Here is an 18000-nt window from a genome sequence, read left to right on the forward strand (position 1 = left end):
GAATATCGTTGTTGAACAGAATGCATTGGTTTCAAGGGCGTCCATGGGCACTTCCGCGAGATTGCTCCCAGCGGGTGTCGGTGCTAAATTTGGTAGAAGCTGCCGCACTGATGTGTCCGAGTGCGCCGCCCCGCCGCCGATGTGTTCTTGGAGTGGCCTAGAGGTGGCAGGTTTGGAGACCGGGACGATGAGCTTGACGCGCCGCGATGTTTTGATCGCCGGGAGTGCGGGATTTGCCGGAGTCGCGCTCTTCTCGCCGCCGAGCGCGCGTGCGAACGATGAAGCGTTGGATCTCGTCGAGCAACTCATCGGACGGAAGGCCACGATGTCAGATCGCCTTCATTTGATTATGCCGGCGGACTTCCCGACCGGCTACACCGTGCCCATGAGTCTCGACATCGACAGCCCCATGACCGAGGCCGACCATGTGAGGCAGATGCGCGTGTTCGCGCCGCGGAACCCGCTTATCGAAGTCGCCAGTTTCCATTTCGTCCCGCAACGCAGTCTACCTCGCGTGTCGACACGCATCCGGCTTGCCAAACCGCAACACGTCGTCGCTGTCGCTGAAATGAATGACGGCGTCTTGCTGATGACCACGACGTGGGTCCGTGTCGCCACGGATGGCTGTGCCTGAGATCGGAGAGAGACAGTGACCACCCCGACACCCCGCGTGATCGTGCCGAGCGCCGCGGCGAAGGGAGAGATTTTTCAGGTCAAGACCATCATCAGCCATGAGATGGAAACAGGGCTACGCCATGATGATCAAGGCAACGTGATCCCGCGCAAGATCATCAACAAGTTTGTCTGCCGCTACAACGAAACCGTGGTGTTCAGTGTCGATCTCCACGAGGCGATTTCGGCCAATCCGTTCTTCGAATTTTCCTTGCGCGCGACGGAGAGCGGCCGGCTCGATTTCGTTTGGGAAGAAGATGGCGGTGCCGTCTATATGTTGTCGCACCAGTTCACGGTCGGTTGAGGTGGCGGCGCAATCGAGCTGCGCGAATTATGGCGTGACAAGTTGAGTGGGAGCGTGACCGGAAAACTCCGAAACAGACGGGTATTCAGCATGCGCCCCGTCGCGAGATCTGCGATTGCCACGGGCCTCGTGCTGCTCGTCAGCCAATCCGGCGCGGCGGCGGAGGCCGATCAAGGCGCTCAACTCGCCGCGACCTGTGCGTCCTGCCATCGTCTCGATGGCGGCGGCACAGGCATTCCCAGCATCATCGGGCTTGGTGAGGAGAGGCTCACCAACGCCCTGCTTGCCTACCGGGCGAGCGAGAGTTCAAATCACATCATGCACGCTATCGCGCTGTCGCTCAGCGAAGAGGAGATCGCGAGCGTCGCGCGCTATGTCGCGAAGCAGGGAAGTAACCCGCGATGAAATCCTGGACGCGTCGCGAGTTCGGCCGCCTGACGGGAGCAGCGTTGCTAACGGCGCTCAACCAGCCGAAGGCGCGGGGCCAGGCCAAGGCGCGTGTCGTCGTGGTCGGCGGCGGCATCGGCGGCGCAACGGTCGCCAAATATCTCGCCTCCAGCGCCACGGCCGTCGACGTGACCCTGGTCGAACCGCGGCAGAGCTACACGACCTGCTTTTTCAGCAATCTCTATCTCGCCGGGCTACGACCGTTCGAATCGCTCGGCCATGGTTATGAAGCGCTGGCAAGGCAATACGGCATCACCGTCATTCATGAGTCCGCCGCGGCGATTCACCCGGCGGCGAAAACCGTTGCGCTGAACAACGGCTCGAAGCTCAGCTATGACCGTCTCGTTGTTGCGCCGGGCATCGCATTCAGGGACCGGGCGCTTGAGGGCTATGACGATGCGGCGATGGAGATCATGCCGCACGCCTGGAATGCAGGGCAGCAAACCATGCTGTTGCGCCAGCAACTGGAAAGCATGGAGGACGGCGGGCTGTTCGTGCTCGTTGCTCCGCCGAATCCGTTTCGCTGTCCGCCCGCCCCCTACGAGCGCGCTTCGCTCGTCGCATCCTATTTCCAGCGCCGCAAACCCAAGGCCAAAATTCTGATCCTCGATGCGAAAGACAGCTTCAACGCGCAGGACCTGTTCCAGGATGCTTGGAACCGCCATTATCCGGGAATGATCGAATGGCTACCGGCCCAGTTCACCGGCGGGGTCACAGCAATCGACGCGAAGACCCGGTCGGTGATCACCGCGGGAGCAACATTCAAGGCCGCGGTGGCCAATGTCATCCCGGCGCAAATGGCAGGGCGCTTGGCGCAGCAGGCGGGGCTCGCCAATCGGTCGGGCTGGTGTCCGGTCGATCCCGTCACCTTCGAATCGGAGCTGCAGCCCGGCATCCATCTGGTCGGTGACGCGATCATCGGCGGGGATATGCCGAAATCCGCCTTCTGCGCCAACAGCCAGGCCAAAGCCTGCGCCTTTGCCATCGCGGCCGATCTCACCGGATCAGCGCGTTTCCCGGCGCATTTGTTCAACACTTGCTACACCCATCTCGCCCCCGACGATGCGTTCAGCAACGCCATCAGCTTCAAGCCCGTCGACGGGAAGCTCAAGAGCGTCATCAGCTTCGTCAGCAAGGTCGAGGAAAGCTCCGAGGTCCGCCGGCAGGCTGCGCGCGCGGCGGAAGGCTGGTATGATGCCTTCACGCACGACGTGTTTGGCTGAAACGAAACTCAACTCCGCTCGACGGCTGGGCCGGCCATTGCGGATATGCCGGCGTCATTGTGGGTACGCTCCGCCTTGGTGCCGGATCGTTGCTCCGGGATCAGCGCTGGAACAGGATCGGGCAGCCGCTCCAGCCGCAGCGAATTCACCACCACGAGGATGCTCGAGCCGGCCATGATCGCCGCCGCAAGGATTGGCTGCAGAAGTCCGAATGCTGCGAACGTCAGCGCGACGAGGTTGTAGCCGAACGCCCACATAAGGTTGGTCAAGATGGTCCTGCGGACCGCGCGGGCCACGTCGACGATCCAGGGCAACATCCACAATCCGTCCGCAGGCAGCACGAGCGCCGCAGTCTCGCGGGCGAGATCGGTGGCGGAGCCGACGGCGATACCGACATCTGCGGCGGCTAGGCCCGGCCCGTCATTCAGTCCATCGCCGACCATCGCCACCGAACCGTGATCATGGCGGAGCCGATCCAGGGCCAGCCGTTTGGCCTCCGGCGAAAGGCCCGCTTGGACGTCCTTGATCCCGACCAGGGCCGCAATCCGCTCCGCCGCTTGCGCCAAGTCGCCGGTCAACAGCGTGGCGTCGAGCCCGCGCTCACGCAGGGCCGCGATCGCGGCCTGCGCCTCGGGAAGCGGTGAATCATCGAGCGACAGCACGGCGTGAACCTGCTCGCCCCAACCGACATAGACCACCGAATGACCGCTCGCCTCCAGCGACCGCGCACGCTCGGCCAGCGACGGGGGAAGCGGCCAGCCCAGATCATTCATCAATCTGCCGTTCCCTGCCGCCACGGGCCGGCCTTCGGCGCTGCCGCGGATGCCACGGCCGGGAACCGTCCGGACATCGCGGGTGACGAGCGGCGTGATGCCCCGCTGAGCGGCGGCTGCCGCGATGGCCCGCGCCAGACCATGCTCGGAAAGGCGCTCCAGACCGGCGGCGCGCGCCAGTACTTCGTCGATGCCGACCTCCTCGCAGTCGACGCCGACGAGACGCGCTTTGCCCGCCGTCAAAGTGCCGGTCTTGTCGAAGGCGAGCAACCGGACACGCGCGAGGGTCTCGAGCACGCCGGGGTCGCGGACGAGGCAGCCGTGTCGCGCCAGCCGGCCAATGCCGAGCGATGTCGCCATCGGAGCGGCCAGGCCTACGGCGCACGGACAGGCAACCACCAGTACCGAGAGGCCAATCAGCAACGCCCGATCGAACGGCAATGACTGCGCCCAGTAAACGAACGTCAGCCCGCCGAGGGCGAGGACGAGCGGCACGGCCACGCCAACGACGCGATCGGCAAGGCGTTGGGTTGGACTGCGACGGCTGAGCGCCTCGCGCACCGACCGGCAAATCTGTGCCCAGCGGGTTGCGGTTCCGTCACCGCTGCTTTGGATCAGGAGCGGGCCGTCGATATTGATACTGCCGGCAATCACCTTGGAGCCGGCGCCCTTTGTCACTTGCCGGCTTTCTCCGGTGATCACGGCTTCATCGATGTTCGATTCCCCCTCGACAACCACGCCGTCGACTGGAATGCGCTCGCCTGGCCGGACCCGCACCAGCATGCCGGCCGTCACCTCCCGCACTGGGCGGCGGATCTCTGCCGCGCCATCGACAACTGTTGCGCTCTCGCTTTCGGCGGCGAGGAGCGGTTCGAGGTCGCGCGCCGCCCTGGCGCGGCCAACGGCCTCGAGATAGCGGCCAACGGTGAACAGCATCAGCACCATCACGGCGGTGTCGAAATAGACATGTGTGCTGCCCTCGAACACGGCAAATGCCGAATAAAGATAGGCGGCAGCGACGCCAAGCACGATGAGTGCTGATGATGTCACGCGTCCCTGAATACCATCGAGCCACATTTCACGAAAATAGGGGCTGCCGAGAATCAGCACCGCCGGCGTCGCGAAGATCCAGAGCACAAGATGAATCCACGGCAGCACGTCCGCGTCGGCGCCGGTGAAAGCGTCCGAATAGAGGAGGAGGCTGAACATCATGATATTCATGGAGAGAAAGCCGCCCACGCCGAGCTGGATCAGCAGCCAGGCGGCCTCCCACTCTTCGTGTCTGCCGCTCTTCACCTGAAAGGCGATGCAACAGCCGTAGCAGCAGAACGCGCAAGCCTCAGCGTTGAGCCTGCGCTCCATCGGGCGCACGCCGACGGGCAGCGAGCAATGGCTACACAGGATATCGCCATGCGCAGTCATGCGGGATGTCCGCCCAGCCAAGCAAGGCCGATATGCGCGTCCGAGGGCAGGAGACCACGGCCAAGCGTGATGAGACCAAGCAAAAGAATAAAGCCACCAGCCAGCCGCACGCCGCGCAGCCGCCAGGCTGGCCCGAGTATCCGGCCGACGCCGCCCATCATCAACATCGCAGGGAAGGTTCCCAGTCCGAACGATGCCATGACGAGAAACCCGGGAAGCGCTCCAGCGGTGCTCGCCGCCTGGGCGGCGAAGGCATAGACGAGGGGACATGGCAGGAAGCCGTTGAACACACCAAAGGCAAGCGGTGCGGCGCTGCTCCGGGCTGTCAGCAGGCTGCGCAGGGACACTGCAAATGTGCTGCGGCCAAATCCGATGGCAAGGCGATGAAAGACCTGCAGCAAACCGAAGAACTGCAACGCCATGGCAATCATGAGCAGGCCAGCGCCAATCGCGAGAATTCGTTGGGCGATGTCGAGGGAGCCGTTCAAGAGCGGCGCCGCCGTTAGATCCTGCGTGGTGCAGATGACTTGACCGAGCGCGCCTGCGAGCCCGCCCAGAAAGCAATAGGTTGTCAATCGGCCGGTATTATAGAGCAGGTGGCGAAGGACGGTTGCGCCTCCCCCTCGCTGATCGTGGCCCAGCGCGCAGGCAAAGCCGCCGCACATGCCGATGCAGTGAAAGCTGCCCGCGAACCCAGCGGCGAAGATCACGAGATAATAGGTCATTGGCAGACCTCCTGCCGACGCATCGCTCGATCAACCAGAGGTGTTGCTCCGCGCCGCTAATGGCGCACGAGGTACGCCACCCATACGAAGAAGGCGATGTGGGCTATCGCGCCGCCGATAAAGGCGATCGCTTGGTACGGGCTCGCATTTGCGAACGAGAAAACGGTATCTGCAAGCATACGCCTCCTCCTGGTCAGCCGAAATAAGCAAGGGCAACGTTCATAGCGAGCGCGGAGGCCAGTAGGAAAAGATTCAGAATCGCTAAACCCATTACGATCTTGGCTATCAGCATCTCCTGCTCCTTCACTCAACTCGTCAGCCATCACCTGGCGTGCGCGACCGTGCTCTCTAGCCGATCCTTCCCGGTCCGACTCCGCCCCAATAAAGGTAGGCGTAATAGAGCGCCCAGACGAAAAGAACCGCGTAGACGACCAGCAGCCATATCGGGATATACCCGTGTCGCGACTGGACGGTGCCGCCGGCGTACTCCTCCATCTCGTGGTCGGGGTCCGAACCGTGAGACGGACCGTCACTCTGCTGTGTGCTTGGCGTTGTCATTTTCCGCTTCCCTTTCGTAGAATCTGGTGGCCGCTTCATCGGCGCCGTGGAAGGCGCCTGAAAGCACGCCCCAAATAAAGACACAGAGCGCACCAAGGCTCATAAGCAACGCGCTCACGTAGGGTCCGGTGACCTCAAATCCGAGCATAACTCAGCCTCCTTCGGCAGCATTTTGTTTCTCGGTCACCGATCCGCCGTTCTCTTCGCCGAGTTCAGAAGTGTTCTGCGCCGGCACCCCGCCCGGAACATAGGCCTTGTCCGGAGAAGCCGCCTCCAGCGTCAGATCATTAAGCGCCGCGCGATCCGTGTCGCTGATCGTCAGCGCCTGCAATGTGAGCGGGTCTTTATAGGCCGAAAGTGCGAGGACGTAATACGAGAGCGCCCAGCGGTCCTCCTCGGGCAACGAGTCCCGATAGGAGGGCATAGGGGTGCCGCTCAACCCGGTCGTCATGGTGCGGAATATGTCTTCGACCGCTGTCCCCGACTTGAACTGGCCGCCGGTGAGGTCGGCCGGCACAATGCCAAAACCGAGATCGTCCTTCAGCCCGGCAGCCTTCTGGCCATCGCCCTTTCCGCCTTGACCATGGCACTCCCAGCATTTTGCGATCTGCCACACTTCCTTGCCGCGCTCGAGGATTGCCTGGGAAACGGTGGGCGGCTTTGCGATGTAGAGCGGAGGGCCAGGTGGCTCCTCGATGAAGAATGCATAAGGCTGGGCCGGATCGGAGCGGTCCACGGCCAGCTCATACTTGATGTACTGGATGACAGCGAGCCGATCCGTGAGAGGCAGTTCATACCAGGCCGGCATCGCCGTGCCGCGTACCCCGCGGGTGATCGTGCGCAGGAGGTCACCGTCAGTCGGTAGTGGTTCCTTGGTCAGCCGGAATTTGAACACAGCAGCCGCGAAGCTTCGCGGGCGCTGTATGTGAAGGAAGGTCGCAGCAGGCCCATTGCCGTCTCCATTCAGGCCGTGGCAACCGAGACATCGCCGCTCATAGACCTCGCGGCCATGGGCGATCCATTCACTCGAACGCGGGAATGTGACTTCGGTCACTTCAAGCTGCTGCGGTTCAAAAAGATCGCGCCACTTGCCGCGGTCCATGCCGAGCTTCTGGACATAAGCGATGAGGGCTTCCAGGTCTTGCGTCTCCGCGGCGATCTTGACCGCATCGCCTTTGTATTCCTCGTTTGGTATCACAATGACTGGAGCCTTGCCACGCGCCTCCAGCGGGACGAACAGGAGCCCGTCAGCGTTTGGCGTGAGCCTGATCTGCTCCTTGCTAGCGAAGTCGAACAGCCCCTCGGAAACCGGCGTCCTTTCCAGCGTACGATTGCCGGCCCCATCATCGACGATCTTGACCGGCTGCTCGGGCTCGTCGAACAGTCCGCGATACGGCGCCATGATCGAATCCGGGGAGAGCATGCGCGGATTCCAGAAATGGGCAAGATGCCACTCGTCGCTGAACTTAAGTCCGACCCGCATCAGATCGGGTCCGATGCGCCGCGTGCCGAACAGATGTGGCACGTCGTAGGCGAATTCGCCTGACTCCGTCACCGGACCCCAGCGGCGTGTCTCGCCGGTCACCGGGCGCACGTACTGGGAATGACAATACCAGCAACCTTCGCGCAGATACACGTCGCGACCGTGCTGTTGCAGCGGCGTGTAATCGGTGGCCTCAGTCATCATCCATTTGAGCTGGCCGAAATCGGTGCGGACCACGGCGGTCACCCGGTTGGTTCGCGCCGAGGGTTCGAAAAATGGTAGGAAGCCTTGCGTGACGAGGGCGGCGAAGAAGAAAAAGATGCCGGCTACCAGCGTAACGAATCGAGCGCTCATCGGTTCGCCCCGCCAGCCGGAACCGGTGCCACACCGAATGCCGGACCTTCCGCCACTTCGGCGGGGCGGGTCAGCGCCGTCATCATCAGATTAATGACGAGAAGCGTCATCCCGATATCCATGGTTATGCCACCCACGGTACGCACCAGCCAATAGGGTCGCATCGAGATCACCGTGTCGAGCCATTCGGTGCCGGCCATCCACTGGAAGCCTTGCTGCAGTCCGGCGGCGGTCAGCACCAGGCCCATGGTGGAGATACCGACGGTAATCAGCCAAAATGCCCAATTGCCCATTGTGAACGACCAAAGCTCGCGCCCGCACGCCCGCGGCCAGACATAGACCAGACCGCCCATTGCCCAGACCACGAACGTCCCGAACACGGTGAGGTGCGAGTGCGAGATGACGAAATCAGTGAAATGGGTCGGCTGTTGGATCGAGCGCAAAGCCTCCGTCGAGCCCTGGAAACACCCTGCCAGGTACATCAGTGCGCCCATGATCAGGAATTTCGCCGGGAGGTTCTTGCCGAAGGCGTCCCAGCGGCCTTTCACCGTGCCGAAGAAGTTCACCAGCACCGTCCACACCGGAATGATCAGCAGCATGGAGGTGACGATCGCGATCGTCTCGGCCCAATCGGCGATCGGGCTGTAAAGATAATGATGGATGCCGACAAAGGGGTAGAATAGGGCGAGGGACCAGAAGCCGACAAGCGAGAGCTTGTGGCCATAGATCGGATTGCCCACGCTGATCGGCAAAAAATTGTAGATCAGCACGTAACCCGCCGGCGTGATCCACAATCCGACGATGTAGTGAAGGTAGAGGCCGTGGAAGGCCGCGCTGTTTATGCCAGAAATCGTGTAGGGCAGGATGATGCCCAGTACGAGATTCATCGTCGTCCAGACGAAAGCCCCGATCAGATACCAGAGTGCGACATAAAGTGGTGGCTCGAGACGTCGGGCGATGGTGATCAGGAACTGTGCGGTCGCCGCGGCGACAACGAGGAAGATCGGGATTTTCGCGAACAGCGGGAACTCGCCCGCTTCGAGGCCGTGGTTTTCGCCGAACGGCAACGAGATGAGCGCCGCCGCCACGGAGACATTCCACAGCCAGGCCAGCGGTACGCCCCATTGCGGCCAGGGCACCCGCACACCGCAGAGGCGCGGCACCAAGTAGTAGCATTCGCCGATGAAGAGGGAGGAAAACGCGCCAAAGATGACGCCGTTGACGTGGACCGGCCGTAACCTGCCGAAGGTCAGTCCCAGGTTGGCAGTGCCTAGATAATCGGGATAATTGAAGAGGCCCGACAGCGCCACGCCGATCGACGGTGTGACCAAGAGCCAGAACATGCCCCAATAGAGCCAAGTTCGCACAACCGGCCAGTCGACCAGTTCATCCAGGTCGATGCCGGCAAATTTGCCACGCAATGTCTCTGCCACGGCGCGCCTCTTCCATCACGCGCGCTTGAGCCGCGCGCATCTTCAGGACTCAACTCCAAACTTTACCGGCATCGAGAACCACCCGATGCCGGCGGCCGGTTTCAGATATCTTCCCGCGCAAATCTTCGCTATGCAGCCCGCTCCAAGCCGAAAAGAACTAATGCTTGCCGGGGACTAACACCGAGCCGGCGTTCGACCAGAGGATGTACGCTTCCAAGGCCTTCATTGCCTCCGAATCGAACTCGATCTTTTCGCCCTGATTGGGCTTCTCGATGCACCAGTTGATCATGTCGCGTAGCGTCGCGAATTTGTTGATTTCAACCTGGAACTTCGGGTAGGACTGCGGGTGGGTGTCGGAGGCCATGGGATGGCACATTGCGCAGGCCATTCCCGTCTTGGAGAGGACGACGTTCATCTGTTTGGCGGTCGCCGCATCGCCATGGAACAAGAGGTCGCCCTTCCTGACCTCCTCCATGAGCACCTCGTCGAATAGTTTCAACTGCTCCGGTGTGTGAGGTGCCTTGTGGGCACTGCTGGGGCCGACTACGACGGCGACCACCGCAATCGCAGCGACGGAGAACGGACGGCACAACGTGCCGAGAATCGCTCTGATTGTCATCGCCATTCCTCCCTTAGTATGGCCCTCCCTTAGTATGGCCACATATTGTCGGCCATTCGCGGTCGCAACTTCTCGGGCTGACTAAGCGAGGAATCCGGGTCCGACTGAACGAAAACCTCCTTGCGGCCCCACATGATATACTCGACGTCGACCTTGTCGTCGGCGTTCACGTTCACGGTTTCCCAGCCAACCCCATCGAAGTGATCGCCGGGGTCGGCCCGGATCATTGGTTTGGTGAGCTTGGGCACGCCCTCCGGGGCATAGGGCCAGGGCCAGGAGGTCGCCAGCATGCCGATCGAGCGCATGGACCCGATCTCGTTATAGAGTACCTGGTGGACGTGACCATGGATGTTGGTGACCTTGGTATAAGGCTTCAGCACCTCATTCACTTCGCGCCAGTCGCGCACCCAGAAGTTCCAGGGCGGGTAGTACTCGTAGAGCGGATTATGGCTGAAGATGACGATCGGTTTGGACTTATCCCAGTCAGCGAGCGTCTTCTGCATCCAGTCGAGTTGGTCGGGGCCGACGCCTGCCCACGCGCCGGCAACCGTGCCGTCGAGGGTCGCCATATGGCCCATGCGCTCCTCTGGCGTCATCTTCTTCACTGTCCAGTAGTCCGGTCCCCGGCTGACCGTATCGAGCCCGATGAAGCGCACGCCCTTGTGGTCGAAGGTCCAGTTGGGCTGGCCGAACAACTCGCCCCACTTCTTGCCCATATCCAGATACCAGTCATGCTCGCCCGGGATGTAGTACTTCTTGATCGTCAGATCCTTGAGGAGATCGACGCCAAGCTCGAGTTCCTCGATCTTTCCGAGTTGGGCCAGGTCGCCGCCGAAGATCAGGAAGTCGGCCGGCGGATCCATGGCCTGGACCTCTTGCACGGCGCGCACTACCTTGTCGACGAAGCGCGTGTTGAGGGATCTCTCGTAGAGATGGGTGTCCGAAATCCAGGCAAACTTGAAGGGCGCTTCGGCGGCGTGAGCAACGTCGATGGTGTTGAGCAGCGGCCACCACGCGAAGGTCTGGCCGACGGAAGCGGCGCCGAACAGCAGCGATCTGTGAATAAAGGTGCGACGGGTGATTTGCAGCGAGTCGTCGGGGCGCACTCCAGGCGGCTGCAGCACCGCATGCATTTCGCGCCGAATGCGGTCAAGCTCGTCAGACATCAGGTTTCCTCCTCAGTGCAGACCGTTTCTTAAAGCGTCGGTCTTCTCACAGGAACGCGACCCTGTTGCATCAGTGGGTCGCCCATTTTCTTATTTTTTCAGTTCAATCGTCAGACTGGTGGCCTTATTCTCCTCTACCGTTACGGGCTGCTCGATGGGTCCGGTGAAGGGGTGGATCGCCACGAGCTTGTAGTCCCCAGGCGGTACATCGGGGATGCTGAACTTGCCATCGGCGCCGGTGATCGCGTAGTAGGGATTGTCCACCACATAGACCCAGCCTTCCATCCAGCCATGCGCGTCGCAGTCGATGCGGACTGTGCCGGCGCGCTTCAGTTCGACGGGTATGCGCTGGCCCTTATTGGGCAGCGCCAGGTTGAAGGCGGTGCGCTTGCCATAATAGCCATGGGTGTTGTGGAGCATTGGGTCGCTGTTGACCACCTCCAGCGAACCGGCCGGTATCATCTGAACCGCGGGTTCAAAGCGGCATTTGAGGTTGTTAAGCTCAGGCGGCTTGCCGGGCTCCGGCCAGGCTTTTCCCTTTGCCACGTCGACTAGGTACAGCGCCGCGTTCAGCACGGCCTGATCGCCTCCGACCTCGATCAGCGGCTCCTCGCGGGGGGCCCCGCACACCTCGACATCCTTGGTGGGGATGATCTTTGTTGTCGGCACGTCCCCGCGGTAGACGACCGTACCCTCGATCGTTCCGCCTCCCGTGACCGGACTCTCTTCGTAGGCTTGCGTTGGCGCGGACATTGTCGCAACGAAAGCGATCGCCGCCAGCCCGCTCATCAATTCGCGAATCGTCACAGACGCCACCTCCTTCATTAGGATGAGGGGCAACTTTTAAAAATAGGGCCATACCAGCACCATGTCTAGCCATTCAGCAAAAAAATATGATAAGGTTCGGCAGTTTAGGCGAGTTTGCTAGTTGCAAACATCGCGGGGTTTCGGAGCGTCTTTCTCGAGGTACCGGAGGTACTTGATGAGCCGACGGCATGAACTCCTCGCTCCGGGCCTACGGTCCCCCATATCCCGCTTCTGCATCATATTCGCAGCGGCCCTGTGGATCTGCCCACCGGTGGCGCGGACTGACACGCCGGTGACGGTCGGCGGCTCATTTACGCTTACGGCGCCGGACGGAACGACGGTCACCGATGAGACTTATCGCGGCAAATGGCTGCTGGTTTTCTTCGGCTACACTTCTTGTCCCGACATCTGTCCGACGACGCTGTCCTCAATCGCCGCGGCGATTGAGGAACTCGGCCCTGACGCCGCAAAACTGCAACCGCTCTTCATCACCGTCGATCCTGAACGCGACACGCCTGAGGTGATGGGGAAATACACCGGGGCGATCGATCCAAGGATCGTGGGACTCACCGGCAGTCCGCAACAGATCGCCGCGGTTGCCCGGGAATATGGCGCCTACAGCGCACGCCACAAAACTGGAGCGGATGCCGAAGACTACGTCGTCGACCATAGTACTTACATCTATATTATGGATACTCAGGGCAAATTCGTGCGAGGCTTGGACTTCGACACGCCAACTGGTCGCATTGCCGACACGCTGCGCAAAATCATGGCGCAATCTCGTGAGTGAAAGAAGCCTTCGATGGGGTTTCGGATAGGACGAAATTCGAGGTGCAGCAAAGGTCGTCGCGATGGGGCGATCTAGACCCGCGGCGAGTAGAAATCGGGGGGAGCATGACCGATAGTCGGTGGGAGTCCCGAAAGGCTGGCGTTACGAGTTATGACGGTTTCTTTGCAGATGCGATCGCGCGTCTGCAGGAGGAACGGCGTTACCGTGTGTTCGCGGACCTTGAGCGCATCGCCGGACGCTTTCCCAATGCCGTGTGGCATTCCCCGCATGGACCGAAGGACGTCGTGATCTGGTGCTCCAACGACTATCTCGGGATGGGACAACACCCAAAAGTGGTCGCCGCCATGGTGGAGACTGCTACCCGCCTGGGAACGGGGGCCGGCGGGACGCGCAATATCTCCGGCACCAGCCATCCGCTCCTAGAGCTCGAGAGCGAGCTTGCCGATCTCCACGGCAAGGAGGCGGCACTGGTCTTTACGTCCGGCTATGTTTCGAACCAGACTGGCATCTCGACCATCGCCAAGCTGATCCCCGGTTGTCTGATCCTGTCCGATGCGCTCAACCACAATTCGATGATCGAGGGCATCCGCCAGTCCGGTACGGAGAAGAGCATCTTCCGCCACAACGACGTCGATCATCTCGAGGAATTGTTGAAGGCGGGTCCGGATCGGCCAAAACTCATCGTCTTCGAAAGTCTCTATTCGATGGGCGGCGACGTCGCGCCAATCAATCGCATTTGCGAAATCGCCGATCGTTACGGCGCAATGACCTATCTCGACGAGGTCCATGCTGTGGGCATGTACGGCCCTCGCGGCGCCGGCATCGCCGCGCGCGATGGCGCCATGAACCGGATCGATGTGATCGAAGGCACGCTCGCCAAGGCCTTCGGCTGCCTCGGCGGCTATATCACGGGAAGTGCTGTGCTGATCGATGCGGTTCGTTCCTATGCTCCGGGTTTCATCTTCACCACCGCGTTGCCGCCGGCGATCTGCGCCGCGGCCACAGCGGCGATCCGGCATCTGAAAACCTCGCAGTGGGAGCGCAAGCGCCAGCAGGACCGCGTCCGGCGGGTCAAGGCGGCGCTGGGTGCCGCTGCGCTGCCGGTCATCCTGAGCGACACCCATATCGTTCCGGTGGCAGTCGGCGATCCGGCGCATTGCAAAGCGGCGAGCGACCTGCTGCTGAGCGAGCACGACATCTATATCCAGCCGATCAATTATCCGACCGTGGCGAAGGGAACTGAGCGGCTGCGCATCACGCCGACACCTTGTCACGAGGACATCATGATTGATCGGCTCGCGGCAGCTTTGTTCGATGTCTGGAATCGGCTCGGGCTGCCACGGGACAATCTCGACTGAGCGGCCGAATGAAGCTTCGCCGTTCCCCGTAGATTAGGTCTTAAGGATCAAGGAAATGGCTGCCAAGGAGATCATGTTTTCGTTCGAGGCTCGCGACAGAATGCTGCGCGGCATTGACACCCTGGCGAATGCGGTGAGCGTCACGCTTGGCCCGCGGGGGCGCAACGTCGCGATCGGCAGGGAGCACGGCGCGCCGCGGGTCACGAAGGACGGCGTGACCGTCGCCAGGGAAATCGAACTCGACAACAAGTTCGAGAACATGGGCGCCCAGATGGTGCGCGAGATAGCAACAAAAACCTCCTATCAGGCCGGCGACGGCACGACCACCGCCGTCGTGCTCGCGCATGCGATCGCCCGGGAGGGCGCCAAGGCGGTGGCCGCCGGCATGAATCCCATGGACCTGAAGCGCGGCATCGATCTCGCGGTCGAAGCCGTCGTCGCGGAACTCAAAAACAACGCCACGAAGGTCACCTCGAACGTCGAGATTGCGCAAGTCGGCACCATCTCGGCCAACGGCGACAGGGAGATCGGCCGCTGCCTCGCCGACGCCATGAAGAGGGTCGGCAATGACGGCGTGATCACTGTCGAGGACGGGACGTCGCTCGAAACCGAACTCGAATTCGTCGAGGGCATGCAGTTCGACCGTGGCTATATCTCGCCCCATTTCATCACCAATCGTGCAAAGATGCGGGTCGAGATGCAGGATGCCTATGTCCTCATCAGCGACAAGAAACTGTCCAGTCTGAACGAAATACTGCCGCTGCTGGAGAAGGTGGTGCAGGCCGGCAAGCCGCTGCTCATCATCGCCGAAGATGTCGAGGGTGAGGTGATTGCGGCGCTGGTGGTCAACAAGTTGCGCGGCGCTCTCAAGGTTGCAGCCGTGAAGACGCCGGCCTACGGAAACCGCCGCAAGGCGATGCTGCAGGATCTCGCGCTGATGACCGGCGGAACGGTGATCTCGGAGGATTTGGGCATCAAGCTCGAGCATGCTTCCCTCGATATGCTCGGGCGCACCAAGAAGGTGATGATCGACAAGGCAAACACTACGATCGTCGGCGGCGCCGGCAAGCGGGAAAGAATCGAGGCCCGCATCGCCGAGATCAAGCTCGAGCTTGCGGAAACCACCTCCGATTTCGACCGCGAGAACCTCCAGGAGCGGCTGGCCAGGCTCGCCGGTGGCGTCGCCGTTATCCGGGTCGGCGGTGCAACCGAAGTCGAGGTCAGGGAGAAGAAGGATCGCATCGATGACGCGATGAACGCGACAAGAGCCGCGGTTGCAGAGGGCATTCTCCCCGGCGGTGGGGTCGCCTTGCTGCGCGCCGGCAGGGCGCTCAAGAAGCTCAAGGGCAGCAACGAGGACCAGCAGGTCGGCATCGCGATCGTCAGGAAGGCGATCACCTGGCCGGCTCGGCAAATCGCGATCAATGCCGGCCTGGAAGGCTCGGTCGTCATCGCCGGGATCCTCGAAAACGACGACAACGCCTATGGCTACGATGCCCAATCGGGCGTGTACGGTGATCTGATGTCAAAGGGCATCATCGACCCGGCCAAGGTGGTGCGAACGGCGCTCCAGGGCGCAGCCTCGGTGGCAGGCCTCCTCATCATGACGGAGGCCATGGTGGCCGAAGTGCCTGGCCCGCCGCCGCCGGAGCTTCCCGGTCACGAGCATCATCATCACGATATGGATTTGGATTTTTGACCGCTTCACGGTCGTAATCCGGGCTCGCGGCCATCAACAATGATCTCGTCCGCTATCGAGGTGAGACAAGTCGTCGAGGATCACGGTATCCAAGGTCGGCTCATGGCGCGTAGCCGACTTCGTTCTAGCGCCGCGCTTTCGGCGGCCCAGCCTTCACCCACTACCCTTGGTGCCCTTGCCAGCCCCAAACCTCAACCCGTCCATCAGCAGCGACACCAGCCGGCGAGAGCGGTCGCGCCAGTCCTCGGTGTCGGGCGCTGAATAGATGCCGCCCAGCGCGTCGGAGGCGTCGACGTCGCTGCGGATCGAGCCATCGGCCACCGCCGCTTCGATCAGCTGCCGCAAAGTCGCAGAAAATGCGGACTGGAACTTGGGTCGCGACGTGGTCTAAATGTTCCCCGGATCGAAACGAGCCGAGCCTTCATTGGTCGCGTGATTTCTGGCAACCTCGCCACCTCCCGTAAGCCATCTTGCATCGAACCAGCGGTCCGCCGGCCCGTCATAGGGCAGCCGGGTGACATCCCAGTGGCTGACGAAGCGCGCATAGGCGTCCCACACCGGTGGACCGCCGCCGATGAAAACGACACGGCCGGCAAAGCGTTGGAGCGTGTCCTCGGGATCCATGCTGGAGCGAACAACGACAAGTTCCCGATCCGCGCGAGCAAAATCCGGAATGCTCGCGATCGTCTTGGGGCCGGCGAGCAAGACGTGCCCTCTGGTGAGGTCGAAAAATCGTGCAACGTCGGCGACGAACTCCGGCGACCGGTTGCCTTCCCATGGGAGGCCGCCTTTGAGGCCGAGCTGCCCCGCTTGGCCGATGGCACAGACAACCCTAACGACAGTCTTCATCATGAGGACTCCATCGATGGCCGACTAATCGCATTTGCTAGGTCTGCACGTCATGCGGCGCAACGGGGTTCCGTAAGGTGTTGGGTCCGACAACCGCCTGAAACGTCGATTGTTGTCTGCGGACGCTTCGGCAATGAGATGGCACCATTTCTGTTTGTCCCAAGGTGAGAAAAGCATTTCGCGGCACTTCGGGCAAATGCGGCATAGCAAGGTTGCAGCGGTGTTCGGGTGCCGAACGACCTCCGAAGCGCTCGTCTAATACTTTAGTTGTAATCTCTCGCGTGTTTGATATCGTGACAGCGGGAGGAATTCAGATGGCGGTGGAGTGCACATCCGCGCCCCATATGGGCGTTTTTTCAACCATTGAACTGGATCTCTTGAGGGGTGTGGTTCGGGAAATTTTGCGGTCCGGCGAAGCGGAGCTTGACGACGAGGACGCCGAAATGATCGCGCGCGTGGTCATCGCAACCTACAAGGACGGCGCCTCGGGTCGCGAGGAATTGCTTGAAGCCGCCCGGATTGCCGCCAGGCGCTGCGCTCTCGACCATTTTTACGATCGAGCAGTCGGCTTGTTCGCATAGGATTTCGCACCGGACGCAATTCAGCGCGGAGTTACTTGCTCCGCTGGCATTCCGTTATCGAATGGGGCGACAGCCGCATTCAGGTGAGGTTGAGGATGTCATCGCGGCGCGGCAAGCGCGCGAATTTACCCGTCAGGACCTGTGTTTACCTGCCCTGGTTGTCGGCGGTTGCGTCGGTGCTGCTACGCTGGGCGTTAGCGCCGTCACTCTGTTGCTCGGCCCACCCACCCGGACCGGTCGGAAAGCTCGGCTCTCCTTCCGCCTCTAGGCTCTCGTGGAACTCAGTGGCAGGTCTTTCCTGGGTATTGGCGGCCGCTCGACAGTATGGCTTGCCCGATTTCGGCAATATCAACGATCCGAGCCTTGAGCCGATGATGCGTTCGGCGAACCGCATCGGCCGTCCGCACAAGGCGACAGGCTGGCGTTTCGATTAGTAGGCGTCGCTTTCGAACACCGGCCTCTCGCGCCGAGTACAGCGTCGCGGGATGTCAGGCGTTGCTTTTCGTCCGCAGTACGGCTTCCAGGACAGTTGACGTTGGAACTGCCATTCATCTGGGGAATTGTAAAGTTGACGAGGCTAAGCAGAAATCGCTCTGACAGATGGATTTGTCGGAATCGAAGCTGCAACCCTACGCTTTGCATAAGCGACGAAGCAATGTTCGGTTGCACTTACCCGGATACACAAGAAAAACAATATAGGGAGGTTATCATGATCAAGTTGCAGTCAGTTCTATTTT

19 protein-coding genes and 1 pseudogene are annotated in these 18000 nt (G+C 61.4%); 8 read left to right on the forward strand and 12 right to left on the reverse strand.

The features are described 5' to 3' along the window. The first annotated feature begins 187 nt into the window (after positions 1–187). The 4 genes from AC0L3I_RS11635 to AC0L3I_RS11650 all read left to right on the forward strand — a co-directional run bounded on the left by AC0L3I_RS11635 (position 188) and on the right by AC0L3I_RS11650 (position 2646). A complete protein-coding gene (locus tag AC0L3I_RS11635; RefSeq protein ID WP_473526985.1) occupies positions 188–634 on the forward strand; it encodes a thiosulfate oxidation carrier protein SoxY in 447 nt (148 codons plus the stop codon). A gap of 15 nt (positions 635–649) precedes the next feature. After that, the gene (soxZ, locus tag AC0L3I_RS11640) at positions 650–976 is read left to right on the forward strand and encodes a thiosulfate oxidation carrier complex protein SoxZ (RefSeq protein ID WP_254019927.1); all 327 of its coding nucleotides are present in this window, start codon (positions 650–652) and stop codon (positions 974–976) included. A 90-nt stretch (positions 977–1066) separates the two neighbouring features. Then, a complete protein-coding gene (locus AC0L3I_RS11645; RefSeq protein WP_473526986.1) occupies positions 1067–1381 on the forward strand; it encodes a c-type cytochrome in 315 nt (104 codons plus the stop codon). Then, a complete protein-coding gene (locus AC0L3I_RS11650; protein ID WP_473526987.1) occupies positions 1378–2646 on the forward strand; it encodes an FCSD flavin-binding domain-containing protein in 1269 nt (422 codons plus the stop codon). Before AC0L3I_RS11645 ends, AC0L3I_RS11650 begins: the two co-directional genes overlap by 4 nt. An 8-nt stretch (positions 2647–2654) precedes the next feature. Here the strand turns inward: AC0L3I_RS11650 and AC0L3I_RS11655 are convergent, their stop codons facing one another. The 10 genes from AC0L3I_RS11655 to AC0L3I_RS11700 all read right to left on the reverse strand — a co-directional run bounded on the left by AC0L3I_RS11655 (position 2655) and on the right by AC0L3I_RS11700 (position 11968). Beyond that, positions 2655–4781 (reverse strand): heavy metal translocating P-type ATPase, encoded by a 2127-nt coding sequence (locus AC0L3I_RS11655; RefSeq protein ID WP_473527006.1) that lies wholly within the window; start codon positions 4779–4781, stop codon positions 2655–2657. A 56-nt stretch (positions 4782–4837) separates the two neighbouring features. After that, a complete protein-coding gene (locus tag AC0L3I_RS11660; protein WP_473526988.1) occupies positions 4838–5566 on the reverse strand; it encodes a sulfite exporter TauE/SafE family protein in 729 nt (242 codons plus the stop codon). 56 nt (positions 5567–5622) lie between these two features. Next, the gene (locus AC0L3I_RS11665; protein ID WP_280178825.1) at positions 5623–5745 is read right to left on the reverse strand and encodes a hypothetical protein; all 123 of its coding nucleotides are present in this window, start codon (positions 5743–5745) and stop codon (positions 5623–5625) included. Between the two features lie 169 nt (positions 5746–5914). Beyond that, a complete protein-coding gene (locus AC0L3I_RS11670; protein ID WP_473526989.1) occupies positions 5915–6124 on the reverse strand; it encodes a hypothetical protein in 210 nt (69 codons plus the stop codon). Next, complete coding sequence (locus AC0L3I_RS11675) at positions 6096–6272, reverse strand: hypothetical protein (protein ID WP_404282276.1); 177 nt, start codon at positions 6270–6272, stop codon at positions 6096–6098. The genes AC0L3I_RS11670 and AC0L3I_RS11675 overlap by 29 nt, the downstream gene beginning before the upstream one ends. 3 nt (positions 6273–6275) lie before the next feature. Further along, entirely contained in the window at positions 6276–7961 is a 1686-nt protein-coding gene (locus AC0L3I_RS11680) for a cbb3-type cytochrome c oxidase subunit II (protein WP_473526990.1), read from the reverse strand. Continuing rightward, positions 7958–9394 (reverse strand): cbb3-type cytochrome c oxidase subunit I, encoded by a 1437-nt coding sequence (locus AC0L3I_RS11685; RefSeq protein WP_473526991.1) that lies wholly within the window; start codon positions 9392–9394, stop codon positions 7958–7960. The genes AC0L3I_RS11680 and AC0L3I_RS11685 overlap by 4 nt, the downstream gene beginning before the upstream one ends. 157 nt (positions 9395–9551) lie before the next feature. Then, positions 9552–10013 (reverse strand): c-type cytochrome, encoded by a 462-nt coding sequence (locus AC0L3I_RS11690; protein ID WP_123148005.1) that lies wholly within the window; start codon positions 10011–10013, stop codon positions 9552–9554. Between the two features lie 29 nt (positions 10014–10042). After that, positions 10043–11179 carry a metallophosphoesterase family protein gene (locus AC0L3I_RS11695; RefSeq protein ID WP_473526992.1) on the reverse strand — a complete coding sequence of 379 codons (1137 nt, stop codon included), beginning with the start codon at positions 11177–11179 and terminating at the stop codon, positions 10043–10045. 90 nt (positions 11180–11269) lie between these two features. After that, positions 11270–11968 carry a carboxypeptidase regulatory-like domain-containing protein gene (locus tag AC0L3I_RS11700; protein WP_473527007.1) on the reverse strand — a complete coding sequence of 233 codons (699 nt, stop codon included), beginning with the start codon at positions 11966–11968 and terminating at the stop codon, positions 11270–11272. 310 nt (positions 11969–12278) lie between these two features. On the opposite strand from AC0L3I_RS11700, the gene AC0L3I_RS11705 reads away from it, so the two are divergent. The 3 genes from AC0L3I_RS11705 to groL all read left to right on the forward strand — a co-directional run bounded on the left by AC0L3I_RS11705 (position 12279) and on the right by groL (position 15833). Next, positions 12279–12776 (forward strand): SCO family protein, encoded by a 498-nt coding sequence (locus tag AC0L3I_RS11705; protein ID WP_473526993.1) that lies wholly within the window; start codon positions 12279–12281, stop codon positions 12774–12776. 104 nt (positions 12777–12880) lie between these two features. Next, entirely contained in the window at positions 12881–14134 is a 1254-nt protein-coding gene (gene hemA / locus AC0L3I_RS11710) for a 5-aminolevulinate synthase (protein WP_473526994.1), read from the forward strand. A 55-nt stretch (positions 14135–14189) separates the two neighbouring features. After that, positions 14190–15833 (forward strand): chaperonin GroEL, encoded by a 1644-nt coding sequence (gene groL, locus AC0L3I_RS11715; protein WP_473526995.1) that lies wholly within the window; start codon positions 14190–14192, stop codon positions 15831–15833. Positions 15834–15986: 153 nt separating this feature from the next. On the opposite strand, the pseudogene AC0L3I_RS11720 reads toward groL, so the two are convergent. Further along, positions 15987–16193, reverse strand: a pseudogene (locus AC0L3I_RS11720) (SbtR family transcriptional regulator); the annotation flags it as partial. Positions 16194–16220: 27 nt separating this feature from the next. Further along, positions 16221–16685 (reverse strand): dihydrofolate reductase family protein, encoded by a 465-nt coding sequence (locus AC0L3I_RS11725; RefSeq protein ID WP_473487577.1) that lies wholly within the window; start codon positions 16683–16685, stop codon positions 16221–16223. Between the two features lie 311 nt (positions 16686–16996). On the opposite strand from AC0L3I_RS11725, the gene AC0L3I_RS11730 reads away from it, so the two are divergent. Beyond that, the gene (locus AC0L3I_RS11730; protein ID WP_473487578.1) at positions 16997–17263 is read left to right on the forward strand and encodes a hypothetical protein; all 267 of its coding nucleotides are present in this window, start codon (positions 16997–16999) and stop codon (positions 17261–17263) included. Positions 17264–18000: the final 737 nt, after the last annotated feature.

The organism is Mesorhizobium sp. WSM4840 (assembly GCF_055811755.1).